This is a genomic window from Streptomyces sp. NPDC046866, from assembly GCF_040704625.1.
Classification (GTDB): domain Bacteria; phylum Actinomycetota; class Actinomycetes; order Streptomycetales; family Streptomycetaceae; genus Streptomyces.
Genome location: NZ_JBEYXN010000004.1, coordinates 25,700 through 38,949 on the forward strand (window position 1 = coordinate 25,700; position 13,250 = coordinate 38,949).

Here is a 13,250-nt window from a genome sequence, read left to right on the forward strand (position 1 = left end):
TTCAGCGCGGGGTGGTCGCGGCGGGCTCGAACGGGGCGCCGTGGCCGGGCACGATCAGGTCCGCCGCGGCCAGCACCCGCTCCCGCGAGGTACGCAGCACCTCGCGGTCCGGGGCCACCGGGTCGTCGGCCGGACCCTGTGCGTGCCACCACAGGTCGCCGGCGAAGGCCACCACGCCCGAGGCCGTGCCGGCGAGCAGGGTGATGTCCTCCGGGCTGTGCCCCGGGGTGCGGATGAGCCGGAGCGAGGGGGTGAGCTCGTAGCCCTCCGCGTCCCGGTTCTTCCACTGGTCGCCCCGGTACTCCACCTTGTGGTCGTGGACGCGGGCGTTGCGGAAGAGGCCCGCGTTCATGGTGTTGTCCGGGTGGTGGTGGCTGAGCACCACGTCGGTGATGTCTTCGGGCCCGAGGCCCAGTTCGGCGAGCGGGACGAGGATGTCGTCGGTGCTCGCGACCATCCCCGGATCGAAGATGACGTGCCGGCCCGCGTCGGACACGTAGGAGACGGTCGCGGCCACCCCGGGCCCGGTGGACCCGACGTAGCCGGTGGTCAGAACCTCGAACGCGGCGCTGCGGCCGTGCGGTGCGTCTGTCATGCCCCCATGGTTGTGCGCGCGGCCGCGCCCCACGAGTGGCACTCCTGCCGCCGATCGCAGGATTCGTGCCAACGGCTCGCGGGCGCGGCTCGGCGGCCGACCGGACCCTGCCGGCCCGGCCCGGCGCCGCCTAATCCGCAAGGAGGTGGTCGGCCTTGCCGGCTTTGATGTCCCGGATCAGTTGCCGGAGGGCCTCGCCGCTGTCCGTGAGGTATGCCGTTTCCTGTCCGGCGACGGCGATGTAGCTGTTGCCGTCGCCGTCCATGCCGATCCGGTAGCAGGAATTGCCCTCGCCACAGAACGGCTCTTCCCAGTGCACGGTGGTCACGGTGCCTCCTTCATAGCTGGTTTGCCAGGGTTCGGATGAAGTCGCGCGATGCATTGGGCGGCAGTGCCAGGCTTTCCAGCAGCTCGAAATGCGCCCGGTACTTGGCGAGTTGGTCGGGGGCGTGGATGAAGTCCGGTCCGTGCGAGTTGTCGATCTGTACGGTGTCGAGCTGGGGTGTCGCGCCTTCTGCGTAAATCACCGTCTGGCCTGCTCCCGGGAACCCTCCCGCCTCGAACGGGAGGACGAGCACCGTTACATTGTCCTGCTCGGAGCGGCTGATCAAGTGGTTCAGCTGTGCTCGCAGGACTGCCCGTCCGCCGAACTGCATGCGCAGGGCTGCTTCGTGTACGACGGCCACCAACTCGGGAGCTCCCTCCTGGTCCAGGATGTGTTGGCGCTCGACGCGCAGCGCCAGCCGCAACGCGATCTCGTGGTCCGGAAGAGCCGGGATGACCAAGCGGAACAGGGCGAGCGCGTGATCCGAGGTTTGGAGGAGCCCGGGCATGTGGACGGAGTAGGCCCCGCGCATGCGAGGGCTGGCCGCCTCCATCTCGGCGATGTCCAGGAAGCTTTGGGGTAGTTGGCCGCGATAGCGGCTCCACCACTGGCGCCTGGCGGGCTGCGCCATCTGCGTGAGTGCCGAGACGTACACCTCGTCGGTGACAGCGCATGCGTCGGCCAGAGTGTGAAGCCGCTCGACCGAGACGGCTCGTGTCCCGGACTCCATGGCGGAGATGGCACCCCGGTCCACACCCAGTAGGGCAGCCGCTTGCTCGGCGGAGAGGCCGGCTGCCGTGCGCATCCTTCGCAGCTCGTAACCCAACCGCTTCTGGCGCTCTGTTGTGGCGGTCCTCGCAGTCATGGCGTGCAGTCTCGCGCGTCTCCCGCCCGTCCGGCACGAACGGCTGACTTCGTCCGGCGAGCGGGCCAAATTTGGCCCGGAGACGCGCTACATTGGGTAACGCACCGCTCACGCAGCAGAGTTGAAGTGCATCCCCGGGCCGCGCCATGTCCTGCCGCGGGGACAGGCCACAGCTCGCCAGGCCGCGGAGCCACTCGTGCGTGCCGACCTCATCGCAGCCGCGTACCCGTCTACCGCCGTGCCTTGCCGAGGAGTCCGTGATGGCCATGCCGTCCGCAGCCCGTTTTTCCGTGTGTCCGTCCCGTCCGGCCCCCGGGGCCGGCGGGGAGCCGCCCGCGCCCGATGCGCTCGCCTGCAGTTTCAGCGTGCCCGGGGAGGCCGCCAGTGCGCAGATCGGCCGGTCCGCGGTGCGGGCCGCGTTGCACGCCTACGGGCTCGATCCGCTGGTGCCCGCCGCGGTGCAGGTGGCGGGGGAGCTGCTCGCGGCCGGGTGGCATCTGGATCCCGGCGGGTCGCTGTACCTCAACCTGCGGTACCGGCAGGGGGACGACTCCCTGCGGCTGACCGTGTGCGACGGGCACGCCGCACACGACCACCCCCGCCTCGCCGCGCACTGCGAGGCCCGGCGGCGGGCGGCTCTGCGGCTGATGCGGGTGGTCGTGCGGGAGTGCGGCGGGGAATGGGGGTTCGGGGATTCGCGGGAGCCCGGCGGGGGGACCCGTACCTGGGTCATGCTCCCGCGGGTCGGCGCCGCCGCGTACCTGCCGCCCGCGGCGACGTGACCGTACGGGGCGTCAGGCTCCGTGATGTGCCTGGGTGATGAGGTCGATGGCGACCTCCAGCGCGGCCAGCCGGGTCTCCTCCGGGTCGGCCTCCACGTGCTGGAGGAACATCATCCCCGCGTGCAGCGTGAACAGCGCGCTGGTGCAGCGGACCTGGTCCGTCAGCGGTCCGTCGTCGTTGCGCAGCAGCTCGACCAGCGTGAACAGGCGCCGCTTGACCGTCTCGCCGATGCTGAGCTCCCGCATCGTGGCCTGGTTCTCCTGCATGAAGCGGTACAGCTGGGCCCCGCCCGCCATGGCCCGGCTGTAGCGGCGCAGCACCTCCTGCTTGGTCTCCAGGGTGCGCGGCTGCTGCTTCGCCCACTCGATCAGCTCGTCGATGGGCCGCGTCAGGTCCTCGAAGACGCTGATGATGATGTCTTCCTTGGTCTTGAAGTGGTAGTAGAGCGCCGCCTTCGTGACCTCCAGCCGCTCCGCGATCTCGCGCAGCGACGTCTTCTCGTACCCCTGCTCGGCGAAGAGCTCCAGCGCGACGTCCTGGATGCGCTGGCGCGTGTTGCCTCGACGCCCCTGCGGACTGCTGCTGGACATGGCTCTCCCCATACTTACTTGACGCCCGGCTAGTGCCGGGTCTACCTTCCCCAGTGTAGTGAACTAGCCGGGCGGCAAGTAAGGGCTCGGTGCAGGTGAGAGTAAACGGGGAGCGGAACATGGGCGACAAGGCGATGAAGGCAGGGGCTTCGGAGGAGGTGAAGCCGCGCAGCGTACGCGTCGTCCTGATGGCCTTGATGATCGCGATGCTGCTGGCCATGCTCGACAACATGATCATCGGTACGGCGATGCCGACGATCGTGGGCGAGCTCGGCGGGTTGGAGCACCTCAGCTGGGTGGTCACCGCGTACACGCTCGCCACCGCCGCCTCCACCCCGATCTGGGGCAAGCTCGGCGACATGTACGGGCGGAAGGGCTCCTTCCTCACCTCCATCGTGATCTTCCTGATCGGTTCCGCGCTGAGCGGCATGGCCCAGGACATGGGCCAGCTGATCGGCTTCCGCGCGATCCAGGGCCTGGGCGCCGGCGGTCTGATGGTCGGCGTCATGGCGATCATCGGCGACCTCATCCCGCCGCGTGAGCGCGGCAAGTACCAGGGCATGATGGCCGGCGTAATGGCCCTCGCCATGATCGGCGGCCCGCTCGTCGGCGGCACCATCACCGACCACATGGGCTGGCGCTGGTCCTTCTACATCAACCTCCCGCTCGGCGCCGTCGCGCTCGCCATGGTCTCCGCGGTCCTGCACCTGCCGAAGAAGAAGGCCCAGGGCAAGATCGACTACCTGGGCGCGGCCCTGCTGACCCTGGCCATCACCTCGACCGTCCTCGTCACCACCTGGGGCGGCACCGAGTACGCCTGGGGCTCCGCCGAGATCATCGGCCTGATCGTCGTCGGCGTGCTCGCCATCGCGGCGTTCCTCTTCGCCGAGACCAAGGCCGCCGAGCCGGTCATGCCGCTGCACATCTTCCGCAGCCGCAACTTCACGCTCATGTCGGTGATCGGCTTCCTGGTCGGCTTCGCGATGTTCGGCGGCGTGCTGTACCTGCCGCTGTTCCAGCAGTCCGTCCAGGGCGCCTCCGCCACCAACTCGGGGCTGCTGCTCCTGCCCATGCTGCTGTCGATGATGGTCGTCTCGCTGATCGCGGGCCGGATCACCACCAGCACCGGCAAGTACAAGGTCTTCCCGATCGTGGGCGGCGCGCTGATGGTCGTCGGGATGTTCCTGCTCGCGCAGATGGACACCGAGACGACCCGCCTGGTCTCCGGCCTCTACATGGCGATCCTGGGCGCCGGCCTCGGCTTCCTGATGCAGATCACCATGCTGGTCGCGCAGAACAGCGTGGAGATGAAGGACATGGGCGTCGCCTCCTCCTCCGCCACCCTGTTCCGCACGCTCGGCGGCTCCTTCGGCGTCGCGCTGATGGGCTCGCTGTTCACCAGCCGGGTGACCGACACCATGACCGAGCGGCTGGGCCCGCAGGCCGGCACCGCGGCGGGCTCCGCGCAGCTCGACGCGGCCAGCCTGAAGAAGCTGCCGGAGGCCGTCCGCGAGGCGTACCAGTACGCGGTCGCCGCCGGCACGCACTCCGCGTTCCTGCTCGGCGCCCTCGTCGCCGTCCTGGGCTTCGCGGCCGCCTGGTTCGTCAAGGAGGTCCCGCTGCGGGGCGCGGGCCCGGCCAAGGCCGGAGCCGAGGGCCAGCAGCCGGCGCAGGCCCCCCAGGAGTCCCTGGCCCACTAGCGGCTCCCCCGGCGGCCCACCGCCCGCCCGCGTACGCATCCCCCGGCCCCCGGCGTCTCAACGCCGGGGGCCGGGCGCTTTTGGCGGTCAGGTCCGGGGTCAGCCCGCGAAGTCCTGGGTGATGTAGACGGTGCCGTCGGCCGCTGTGGCCGTGCCGACTCCGACCAGCCTGTAGCTGGCCGTGGGCGGCGGCTTGTCCTTCCCGAGGATGCCGTTGCCGTAAGGGTTGTCGGGGTCATCGGGGTCACAGCCCATGATGTTGTACTTGTGACCCCACTTGGACGCCTCGTCGTGGTTCATCCAGTCGTCCATCGCCTTGTCGAAGGTGTCTCCCTTGCCCCAGTGGACGTTCTCGCCCTGGGCGCGGTCCGCCGACGAACCCAGATCCCGGTGGATCCGTCCCACGGCCGGAGGGTCGTTCGTGTCCCAGGCCAGGCTGCCGTCGCTGCCCACGTGGCCGCGATGCGGGGTGCCCTCGGCGGTGAGCTCCGGGTGTTCGGCCAGGTCCTGGCTGTGGGCGCGTGCGGTCTCCGCGAGTTTCGGATCGGTCTGCAGGGGTGCGCACCCGTACTTCTGGCGTGCGCTGTTGATCTGGTCGAGGAATCGCTGTTGCTCCGATGGTGCCGGGGGGTTCTGCGGGGTCGGCTGAGATGGGGCGCTGACGCCGGGGACGGCGGCACTGTTCGGCGGTGCGATGTTGAACTGGCCGTGCGTGGCCCAGGCGCCGCCTGCGGCGCTGTCCCACCAGTGCGATCTGACGGTGCCGTCGGGGCCCGTCCAGAAGACGTCCAGGTGGTTGTTCCGCTGGGCGACGGCCGTGATGCCCGCGTTCAGGGCCGCGCTGTTGGGTGGCGTGATGTTGAACTGGCCGTGGGTGCTCCAGGCGCCGTTCGCGCCGCTGTCCCACCAGTGGGACCTGACCGTTCCGTCGGGGCCGATCCAGAAGACGTCCAGGTGGCCGTTCCGCTGGGAGACGGTGGTGATGCCGGCGTTCGGGGCCGCGCTGTTCGGCGGGGTGATGGTGAACTGGCCGTGGGTGGACCAGGCGCCGTTCGCGCCGCTGTCCCACCAGTGGGAGCGGATGGTGCCGTCGGGGCCGATCCAGAAGACGTCCAGGTGGCCGTCGCGCTGGGAGACCGAGGCGATGGCGGAGTTCGGGGCGGCGCTGTTCGGCGGGGTGATGCTGAACTGGCCGTGGGTGGACCAGGCGCCGTTCGCCCCGCTGTCCCACCAGTGGGAGCGGATCGTGGCGTCGGGGCCCACCCAGAAGACGTCCAGGTGGCCGTTCCGCTGGGAGACGGTGGTGATGCCGGCGTTCAGGGCCGCGCTGTTCGGCGGGGTGATGCTGAACGGCTGGTGCTTGTCCCAGGCGCCGCTCGGGTCGCTGTCCCACCAGTTCGACCGGATCGAGCCGTCGGGGCCGATCCAGAAGACGTCCAGGTGGCCGTCGCGCTGGGAGACGGCGGCGACGGCCGAGTTCGGGGCGGCACTGTTCGGCGGTGCGATGGTGAACTGGCCGTGGGTGGACCAGGCGCCGTTCGCCCCGCTGTCCCACCAGTGGGACCTGACCGAGCCGTCGGGGCCGATCCAGAAGACGTCCAGGTGGCCGCTCCGCTGCGAGACCGCGGCCACGCCCGATTCAAGGGCGGCACTGTTCGGCGGGGTGATGCTGAACGGCTGGTGCTTGTCCCAGGCGCCGCTCGGGTCGCTGTCCCACCAGTTCGACCGGATCGAGCCGTCGGGGCCGATCCAGAAGACGTCCAGGTGGCCGTCGCGCTGGGAAACGGTGCTGATGCCCGTCGCTCCGGCAGTGCCCGGCGCCCTTGCCTGCGCGGCCGTCGGCCGCACCGGTTGGACGCTCGTCATGGCCCGCGCGAAGGGGCTTCCCGCCAAGAGGAGCAGCCAGACCGTCGTGAACGCGAGGACCCAGCGCGCGCTCGGGTGACTCCGGGGCATGTTGCCCCTCCTAAAGGTTGGCGAATGAACCAACGAGGGAACGTCCGCCTGCCGTTCCCCCGCCGAATCCGCGGCCTTCCGGAAAGCCGCTGCCCCCAGAACCACGATGCCGCATTCGGCCTGGCCGCGCCCGCCGGGCCGGCGCCCCGGCGGGGGCCCGGCGGGCGAGCCGGTTGTTGCCGTTCCGTCACGCGCGCGGCGGGTCGACCCGTACGCGGGCGGGTACGGAAAGAGAGCGGCCGGAGCCCGGGGTTGGGGCCGGGCGGCCGGGGGCGGCACGCTGATCCGGTTTCTCCTCGTTCCTGTGATGATCTCCCGTTTCACCTCGGGGCGTAATTCGGGACGATCAAGGGCCAAGGTCTCTTCACCGGTGATTACGGGGGAATGGGTGGGAACCCCTTCGCTTCGGTGCACGTCCTGAACCACAGAGCGCAGGCAACCGCCGAGGGGGAGTGGGGAGTTCATGGACTTCACGGGGCGCACGCAGAAGCTCGGCACCACCCGGTCCCGGATCGTCATCGCCGCATCGGCCGCCGCCGTCGCCGCCACCGTCTGGGGCGCCGTGGTGCTCGTCGCCCCGGACGGCGCCCCGCGCCCGGACGTGTCACAGGAACTGGGTGCGGGTGCGGGCGCGGGCGGTGGCGGTGGCAGCACCGGAACTGGCACCGGAAACGGCACCGGCAGCAGCAGCGACGACGGGGCCAAGGGCGGCGGCGCCCGGGGCAGCGCCGGCGCGCAGCAGGGCCGGATACCGGACTCCATAGCGCACGCCTCCGAAAGCGGGGCCAACGCCGTCAACATCACCATCGACGACGGCCCCGACCCGCAGTGGACCCCGAAGGTCCTCGAGGTGCTCGCACGGCACGACGCCAAGGCGACGTTCTGCATGATCGGCCCGCAGGCCAAGGCCCACCCCGACCTGGTCAAGCGCGTGGTCCAGGGCGGCCACCGGCTCTGCGACCACACCATGAACCACGACACCTCCATGGACAAGAAGCCCGTCGCCTACCAGCAGCAGCAGATCCTGGACGCGAAGAGGCTGATCGAGGAGGCGGCGGGCGGCGGCGCCAAGGTGGAGTACTACCGGGCCCCCGGAGGCGCGTTCACCCCCGACAGCCGGCGCATCGCCGCCGCGAACGGCATGCGCCCGCTCGGCTGGAACGTCGACACGAAGGACTTCCAGAAGCCCGGCACCGCCGCCATCGTGGAGGCGGTCAAGCGCGAGATAGCCAACGGCCCGACCGTCCTGTTCCACGACGCCGGCGGCGACCGCCGCCAGAGCGTCGAGGCGCTCGACCAGGTCCTGGCCTGGCTGAAGGACCAGGGCCGCCCCACCGGCTTCCCGGTCCGCACGGCCCCCGACGCGCCCTAGCCACGAGCATGCGCGGATCGCTCCGCCGCCGTCCGCGGCGGCCGTACCCGGGATGCGCCGCACGTGCCCCGGTGCGACTCCGGCGATGCGGGGGCTGCACTGCGCGCTCTCGCGTGCGGGCAGCCGGCAGCCAGGGCCCCTTCCGGCCGGACGCCCGTGGGCGAGAAGGCGGAGTGCGCGCGAGGCCCCGGCGCGGCACCGCCCGAAACACCGTCCGGCGGGTGTTCCCTGATCCCGAGCAGTGAGCACCCCGTACGCCAGGAGGAGGGCCCCCTTGACCATCGCCCCCGGCAAGCTGTCCGACCCGGTCGTCAGCCGCCTCGTCGCCGCCGTCAACGCGCACGACAGGAGCACCTTCCTCGGGCTCCTCACCCCCGACGCGACCATGTCCGACGACGGCTCGGACCGCGACGTGCAGGAGTGGATCGACAAGGAGATCTTCGACTCCGGCGGCCACATGGACGTGGTCTCCGAGTCGGACGGCGGCCGCGCCCTCCTCGTCAACTACCGCAACGACACCTGGGGCGAGATGCGCACCGCCTGGCGGTTCACCGTCGACGGCGACCGCATCAGCCGCTTCGAGACCGGCCAGGCCTGACCCCCTCACACGGGCCCGCCCGTCTCACACCGCGGGTTGCCCCTCGCGCCGCGCGCTCTCCAGCACCGCCGCCGTCAGGCGGGCGTTCTCCGGGGCCTCGCCGCCCGGGAAGCCGAACCGGCGCCGCGTGTACCCGTACGCGATCCCCGTCGCCGGGTCGGCCCAGCCCAGGCCGCCCGCCGCGCCGCTGTGCCCGAAGGCCCGCGGGCCCACCGCGTGCTGCCGCTCGAAACCCAGCCCGAAGTGGTCCGCACCCGCCGTGACCCGGTCCGGGCCCGGGGTGTGCGGGCGGGCCACCTCGGCCGCCGTCTCCGGCTCCAGCAGCGCCGGGCGGCCGTCCAGCCCCGCGATCGCCGCCGCGTACAGCCCGGCGACCCCGCGCGCCGTGCCGATGCCGCCGGCCGAGGCCGGGCCCAGCGCCCTGACCCGCGGGTGGTTCGCGTACGCCACCAGGTCCATCGGCGGCTCCCGGTGCGCGTTGAACGCCACCGGGAACAGCTCCGGCAGCGCCGTCCCGGCCGCGGCCTGCGCCGCGAGCTGCTCCGGGGTGGGCCGCATGTCCAGCACCGGCTTCCAGCGCCCCTCCGCCTCCGCAGGCAGCCCCATGTACAGGTCCAGGCCGTACGGGGCGCGGATCCGCTCCTCGTACACCTCCTGCAGGGACCGGCCCGTGGCGCGGCGCACCACCTCGCCGGTCAGAGCGCCGATCACGAAGGCGTGGTAGCCGTACGCCGTTCCCGGCTCCCAGTACGGCTTCTGCACGGCGAGCCCGGCCGCGACCAGCGCGTCCTCGGCGAGCTCGGCATAGTCGAAGCCCTCGGCGGTGTTGATCAGGCCCGCCTGGTGGGACACCAGCTGCCGCAGCGTGAGCCGCTCCTTGCCGTCGCCGGTGAACTGCGGCCAGTACGCCGACACCGGGCGCTCCAGGTCCAGTACGCCGTCCTGCACGAGCAGCGCGACCACCAGGTGGGCGGCGCCCTTGGTGACCGAGTAGACCCCGCTGAGGGTGTCGGCGCCGGTGTCCTCCCCGGCCCACAGGTCGACCACGCGGCGCCCGTCGCGGTAGACGGCCAACTGCGCCTCCGGGGAGTGCCGTTCGGCGGCGACGAAGGCCGCGAACTCCTCCCGGACGGGCTCCCAGCCCGCCGCCACCGTCCCGTTCACCGTCACGCCCTGCGCCCCGCCCATGCCCGGCCCCTCTCGCTCCGCGTCGTCGCTCGGCTCGGGAAACCGAAGATGATCACCTGATATTCCGCGGGGTCTCCCGTACGGGTGAAAGCGCATCCGGCGTCGTTCCGGCCCGCGGCGGGTCCCCGTTGGACCGGGCATGAAGCGCACCCGCACCGCCGCTCTCGGTCTCGCCGCCGCCACGGCGGCCGCCCTCACGCCCGTCCTCGGGCAGGCCGCCACCGCCGCGGACTCGTACCTCCAGGACCCGGCCGGCGGCGAGAAGGCGATGAAGTCCATGTGGACCAAGGACGAGATGCACAAGGTCGAGGCGCAGGTGCGCTTCCACCCCGGCATCCTCTACGAGACGATCACGCGGCCCGGGCACCCGGCCGCCCCGGACTACGAGCGCCGGGTCGCCGACCCGAAGACGCTGGTCTGGCAGCCCTCGTTCGACTTCGGCTGGGCGGTGTCGGACTCGACGGTGGTGAAGAAGGCCGTGACGGTCAAGGAGGGCCGCCACCCGATCGCGGTGCACGCGGTCCTGCGCTCCGCGGACGGCGCCAAGGCCCTCGAAGTGCACGAGGATCTCGCGGACCGGCCGGCGACCGGGCGCGCCAAGGTGCCGGGCAACAAGCGGATCGCCTGTGACACGGGCGCCTACACGGTGGAGTGGTCCGTCACGCGCAAGGGCTACGGGACGGTGAGGGGCTCGATGCCCTGGAACGCGAGCTGCGAGAACCACCGGGCGGCGTTCTCCGCGGAGAACGGCAGGGGCGGCAAGGGCGACAGGGGCGACAGGGGCGGCAAGGGCCACGGCGGCTGACGCCGGCGGAGGGGGAGGAGAGGGAGGCCTGCCGTCCCGCGCACCTTGTGGGTGCGCCGCGGGCGGCCGGCCGCGGCCTTGGATCAAGGGCCGTAGCAGCCATTCTGTCGCACCGGGTGGGCGGCGACAGGGGCGAAAGTCCCTATTCGAAAGGGACGTTGGGGGCGCGCCTGCGCGAAGGGCGGCGCCGGGTCAGTGCTTCTTCTTCTCGGCCTCGTTGGCCTTGGAGGCGATGTCCTCCAGGACGCCCTTCGGGTCGCCGTTCGGCTCCACGGCGCGGCCGATGTTGCGCTTGATGGTGTCGCTGACCGTCACCCAGGTCGGGTCGTTGACGGGGTAGAGCTGGGCGCCCCGCAGGGCGGTCAGGAACTGCTGGTCCGTCCCGTCGACGCCGCCGCCCGCCGGGGTGCGGGTGGCGGAGACGGTCGAGGGCAGCAGGTGGTAGCGGCCCGCGAACTCCTTCAGGTTCTTGTCCTGGTAGATGAACTCCAGGAACTTGCCGATCTGCGTCCGCTTGCCGTTCTGCTTGAACGCCATCATCCAGTCGGCCACGCCCACCGTCGGCGGGGTCTCGCCGGCGCCGAGCGTGTCCGAGACCGGCATGGACACGGCGCCGACGCCGATGCCCTTGGCGCGGGCCTCGTGCAGGAGCGAGGGGTAGCCGTTGACCATGCCGACCTCGCCGCGCAGGAAGCCCGCGAAGGCGTCGGCGCGGTTGAGCTGCGACGGCGGGACCGGGCCGGTCAGGCCCGCGCCGACCAGGTTGTTCTTGATCCAGGTGAAGGTCTGGATGTTCTGGTCGGAGGCGAGGTTGTAGTGGCCGCTGCTGTCGGCGTAGCCGCCGCCGTTGCTGAGCTCCCAGATCATCGCCTCGGCGTGGGCCTCCTCCGGGCCCAGCGGGATGGCGAGCGGCGTCGGGACGCCGTTGCCCTTGAGCTTCCTGGCGGCGGCCTGGAGGTCGCTCCAGCTCTTGGGCTGCCAGCCGCCCGGGGCGCCGCGGCTGATGACGCCGGCGTCCGCGAGGAGCTTCTCGTTGTAGAAGAGCAGGCGGCTGCTCGCCACCCAGGGCAGGCCGTAGAGGGTGTTGCCGACCGAGCCGGCCTCGACCAGCGGCTGCAGGAAGTTCGCCTCGGTGCTCACCGAGAGGAGCTCGTCCGCGGAATACAGCTTGCCCTGGGCCGCGAAGTCCGAGTACGAACCCATGAGCGCGATGTCGGGTGCGTTTCCGGCCTTCACCATGCGGGAGACCTCGCGGTCGATGTCCGCCCACGGCAGGAGTTGGACCTGGACCTTGATGTCCGGGTTGGCCTTGGTGAAATCGGCCGACACCTTGTCCCAGAAAACCTTGGAACTGGCGGCCTGGTTGTCACCGTATTCCGCGGCCACCAGACGCAGGGTGCCGCTGTCGCTCGCGCCGCCGTCGGAACCGCATCCGGCCAGCGGGATCAGCAGTCCGAGCACAGCCGCGGCCGCGGTCGTGCCGAAGATTCTTCGTTGCACGGGTGTTGTCCCCTGAATTTCTTTCGAGTCCCGTCACTACTTATGAGTCACTCCGGGCTGGGGTGTCCGTCCGTGGCCCGTTGGCCGGAATTCTCTCCTGCGCGGGGGCAGTTCGTTCCATTGGGGCGGAACTTGTGGTCATTGCTCCAACCGGCGCTTTTCCGGCTGGTGTTTTCCGATATGTGATCGACAATTCTGACGCGCGTAGACATGCCGAAAAGCCCGTTTCCGGCGGATGCGGGCCGGGAAACGGGCTGAGGGTGGTTCAGGTCAAGGGCGGGGCCCGGCGCGGGCTGCGCGGGGCGTCAGTCCGTGAACTCTCCCGCGAACTCGCCCGCGTACGGGTCCGGGTCGCCGGTCTCGGGGTTGCGGCCCTCCTGCCAGCGGCGCTGGGCCTTGCGCCAGTGCACGAAGCTGAGCCGGCCGCCGTCCCAGAAGGTGAGGCCGACCGGGCTCACGTCGAACTCGTCGGAGCACAGCCGCAGCAGGAACTCCGCCATGCCGTACGGGTACACGGCGAAGGCGTCGGCGGTGTGCCGGCCGATGACCAGGACCGGCCAGCGGTCCGGGTCGGGGTCGACGGCCAGCCAGCACAGGATGTCCGAGCCGCCCGTGACGCCCCAGGCGATGATCGACTCGGGGTCGGCGTCGAAGGCGGCGCGGCCGCCCAGCGTCGCCCACAGCTGGCGGGCGTTGTCGGTCTCCTCGGCCATCTCGGCCGGATCCCACTGCAGTCCGGGCTTGGGCAGCGGCAGCAGGATGCTCGCCTCGCCGTTGATGGAGCCCGCGCCGAAGCGGCCCATGAAGGCGACGTAGTCGGCTGGGAAACGGGTGTTCCAGACGGCCTCCGCCGCCTGCCAGTCGATGTCCTCGTCGGCGCCGTGGGTCGCCGGCATGATCTGCTCCAGCGCCGCCACCCGCGCGTTCTCCGTCATGCCGCCGCCCGCTCCCCAGACACCGCCCCAGCCCAACC

13 protein-coding genes are annotated in these 13,250 nt (G+C 71.2%); 5 read left to right on the plus strand and 8 right to left on the minus strand.

The window, feature by feature from the left end:
* Position 1: 1 nt before the first annotated feature.
* The 3 genes from AB0953_RS08530 to AB0953_RS08540 all read right to left on the minus strand — a co-directional run bounded on the left by AB0953_RS08530 (position 2) and on the right by AB0953_RS08540 (position 1,785).
* A complete protein-coding gene (locus AB0953_RS08530) occupies positions 2 to 595 on the minus strand; it encodes an MBL fold metallo-hydrolase (RefSeq protein ID WP_366858654.1) in 594 nt (197 codons plus the stop codon).
* A gap of 130 nt (positions 596 to 725) precedes the next feature.
* The gene (locus AB0953_RS08535) at positions 726 to 923 is read right to left on the minus strand and encodes a hypothetical protein (RefSeq protein ID WP_366858655.1); all 198 of its coding nucleotides are present in this window, start codon (positions 921 to 923) and stop codon (positions 726 to 728) included.
* Between the two features lie 10 nt (positions 924 to 933).
* The gene (locus AB0953_RS08540) at positions 934 to 1,785 is read right to left on the minus strand and encodes a helix-turn-helix transcriptional regulator (protein WP_366858656.1); all 852 of its coding nucleotides are present in this window, start codon (positions 1,783 to 1,785) and stop codon (positions 934 to 936) included.
* A 365-nt stretch (positions 1,786 to 2,150) separates the two neighbouring features.
* Here AB0953_RS08540 and AB0953_RS08545 point away from each other — a divergent pair, with 365 nt between their 5' ends.
* Positions 2,151 to 2,567: an ATP-binding protein gene (locus AB0953_RS08545; RefSeq protein ID WP_366858657.1), complete on the plus strand. Its 417-nt coding sequence runs from the start codon at positions 2,151 to 2,153 to the stop codon at positions 2,565 to 2,567.
* 12 nt (positions 2,568 to 2,579) lie between these two features.
* Here the strand turns inward: AB0953_RS08545 and AB0953_RS08550 are convergent, their stop codons facing one another.
* Positions 2,580 to 3,158 carry a helix-turn-helix domain-containing protein gene (locus tag AB0953_RS08550; RefSeq protein ID WP_366858658.1) on the minus strand — a complete coding sequence of 193 codons (579 nt, stop codon included), beginning with the start codon at positions 3,156 to 3,158 and terminating at the stop codon, positions 2,580 to 2,582.
* A gap of 119 nt (positions 3,159 to 3,277) precedes the next feature.
* On the opposite strand from AB0953_RS08550, the gene AB0953_RS08555 reads away from it, so the two are divergent.
* A complete protein-coding gene (locus tag AB0953_RS08555; protein ID WP_366858659.1) occupies positions 3,278 to 4,858 on the plus strand; it encodes an MDR family MFS transporter in 1,581 nt (526 codons plus the stop codon).
* A 99-nt stretch (positions 4,859 to 4,957) separates the two neighbouring features.
* Here the strand turns inward: AB0953_RS08555 and AB0953_RS08560 are convergent, their stop codons facing one another.
* Positions 4,958 to 6,814, minus strand: coding sequence for a CAP domain-containing protein (locus AB0953_RS08560; RefSeq protein ID WP_366858660.1), 1,857 nt, complete (start codon positions 6,812 to 6,814; stop codon positions 4,958 to 4,960).
* 463 nt (positions 6,815 to 7,277) lie between these two features.
* Between AB0953_RS08560 and AB0953_RS08565 the strand changes: the two genes are divergently transcribed.
* Together AB0953_RS08565 and AB0953_RS08570 are read left to right on the plus strand one after the other, a co-directional pair.
* Positions 7,278 to 8,186 (plus strand): polysaccharide deacetylase family protein, encoded by a 909-nt coding sequence (locus tag AB0953_RS08565; protein WP_366858661.1) that lies wholly within the window; start codon positions 7,278 to 7,280, stop codon positions 8,184 to 8,186.
* Between the two features lie 274 nt (positions 8,187 to 8,460).
* Entirely contained in the window at positions 8,461 to 8,784 is a 324-nt protein-coding gene (locus tag AB0953_RS08570; RefSeq protein WP_366858662.1) for a nuclear transport factor 2 family protein, read from the plus strand.
* A 24-nt stretch (positions 8,785 to 8,808) separates the two neighbouring features.
* Here the strand turns inward: AB0953_RS08570 and AB0953_RS08575 are convergent, their stop codons facing one another.
* On the minus strand, positions 8,809 to 9,972 hold the full coding sequence (locus AB0953_RS08575) for a serine hydrolase domain-containing protein (protein WP_366858663.1): 1,164 nt from the start codon (positions 9,970 to 9,972) through the stop codon (positions 8,809 to 8,811).
* A gap of 139 nt (positions 9,973 to 10,111) precedes the next feature.
* Between AB0953_RS08575 and AB0953_RS08580 the strand changes: the two genes are divergently transcribed.
* Positions 10,112 to 10,777 (plus strand): hypothetical protein, encoded by a 666-nt coding sequence (locus AB0953_RS08580; RefSeq protein WP_366858664.1) that lies wholly within the window; start codon positions 10,112 to 10,114, stop codon positions 10,775 to 10,777.
* 192 nt (positions 10,778 to 10,969) lie between these two features.
* On the opposite strand, the gene AB0953_RS08585 is transcribed toward AB0953_RS08580, so the two are convergent.
* The gene (locus AB0953_RS08585) at positions 10,970 to 12,277 is read right to left on the minus strand and encodes an extracellular solute-binding protein (RefSeq protein ID WP_366858665.1); all 1,308 of its coding nucleotides are present in this window, start codon (positions 12,275 to 12,277) and stop codon (positions 10,970 to 10,972) included.
* A gap of 305 nt (positions 12,278 to 12,582) precedes the next feature.
* Positions 12,583 to 13,212 (minus strand): SMI1/KNR4 family protein, encoded by a 630-nt coding sequence (locus AB0953_RS08590; RefSeq protein WP_366858666.1) that lies wholly within the window; start codon positions 13,210 to 13,212, stop codon positions 12,583 to 12,585.
* Between the last annotated feature and the right edge of the window lie 38 nt (positions 13,213 to 13,250).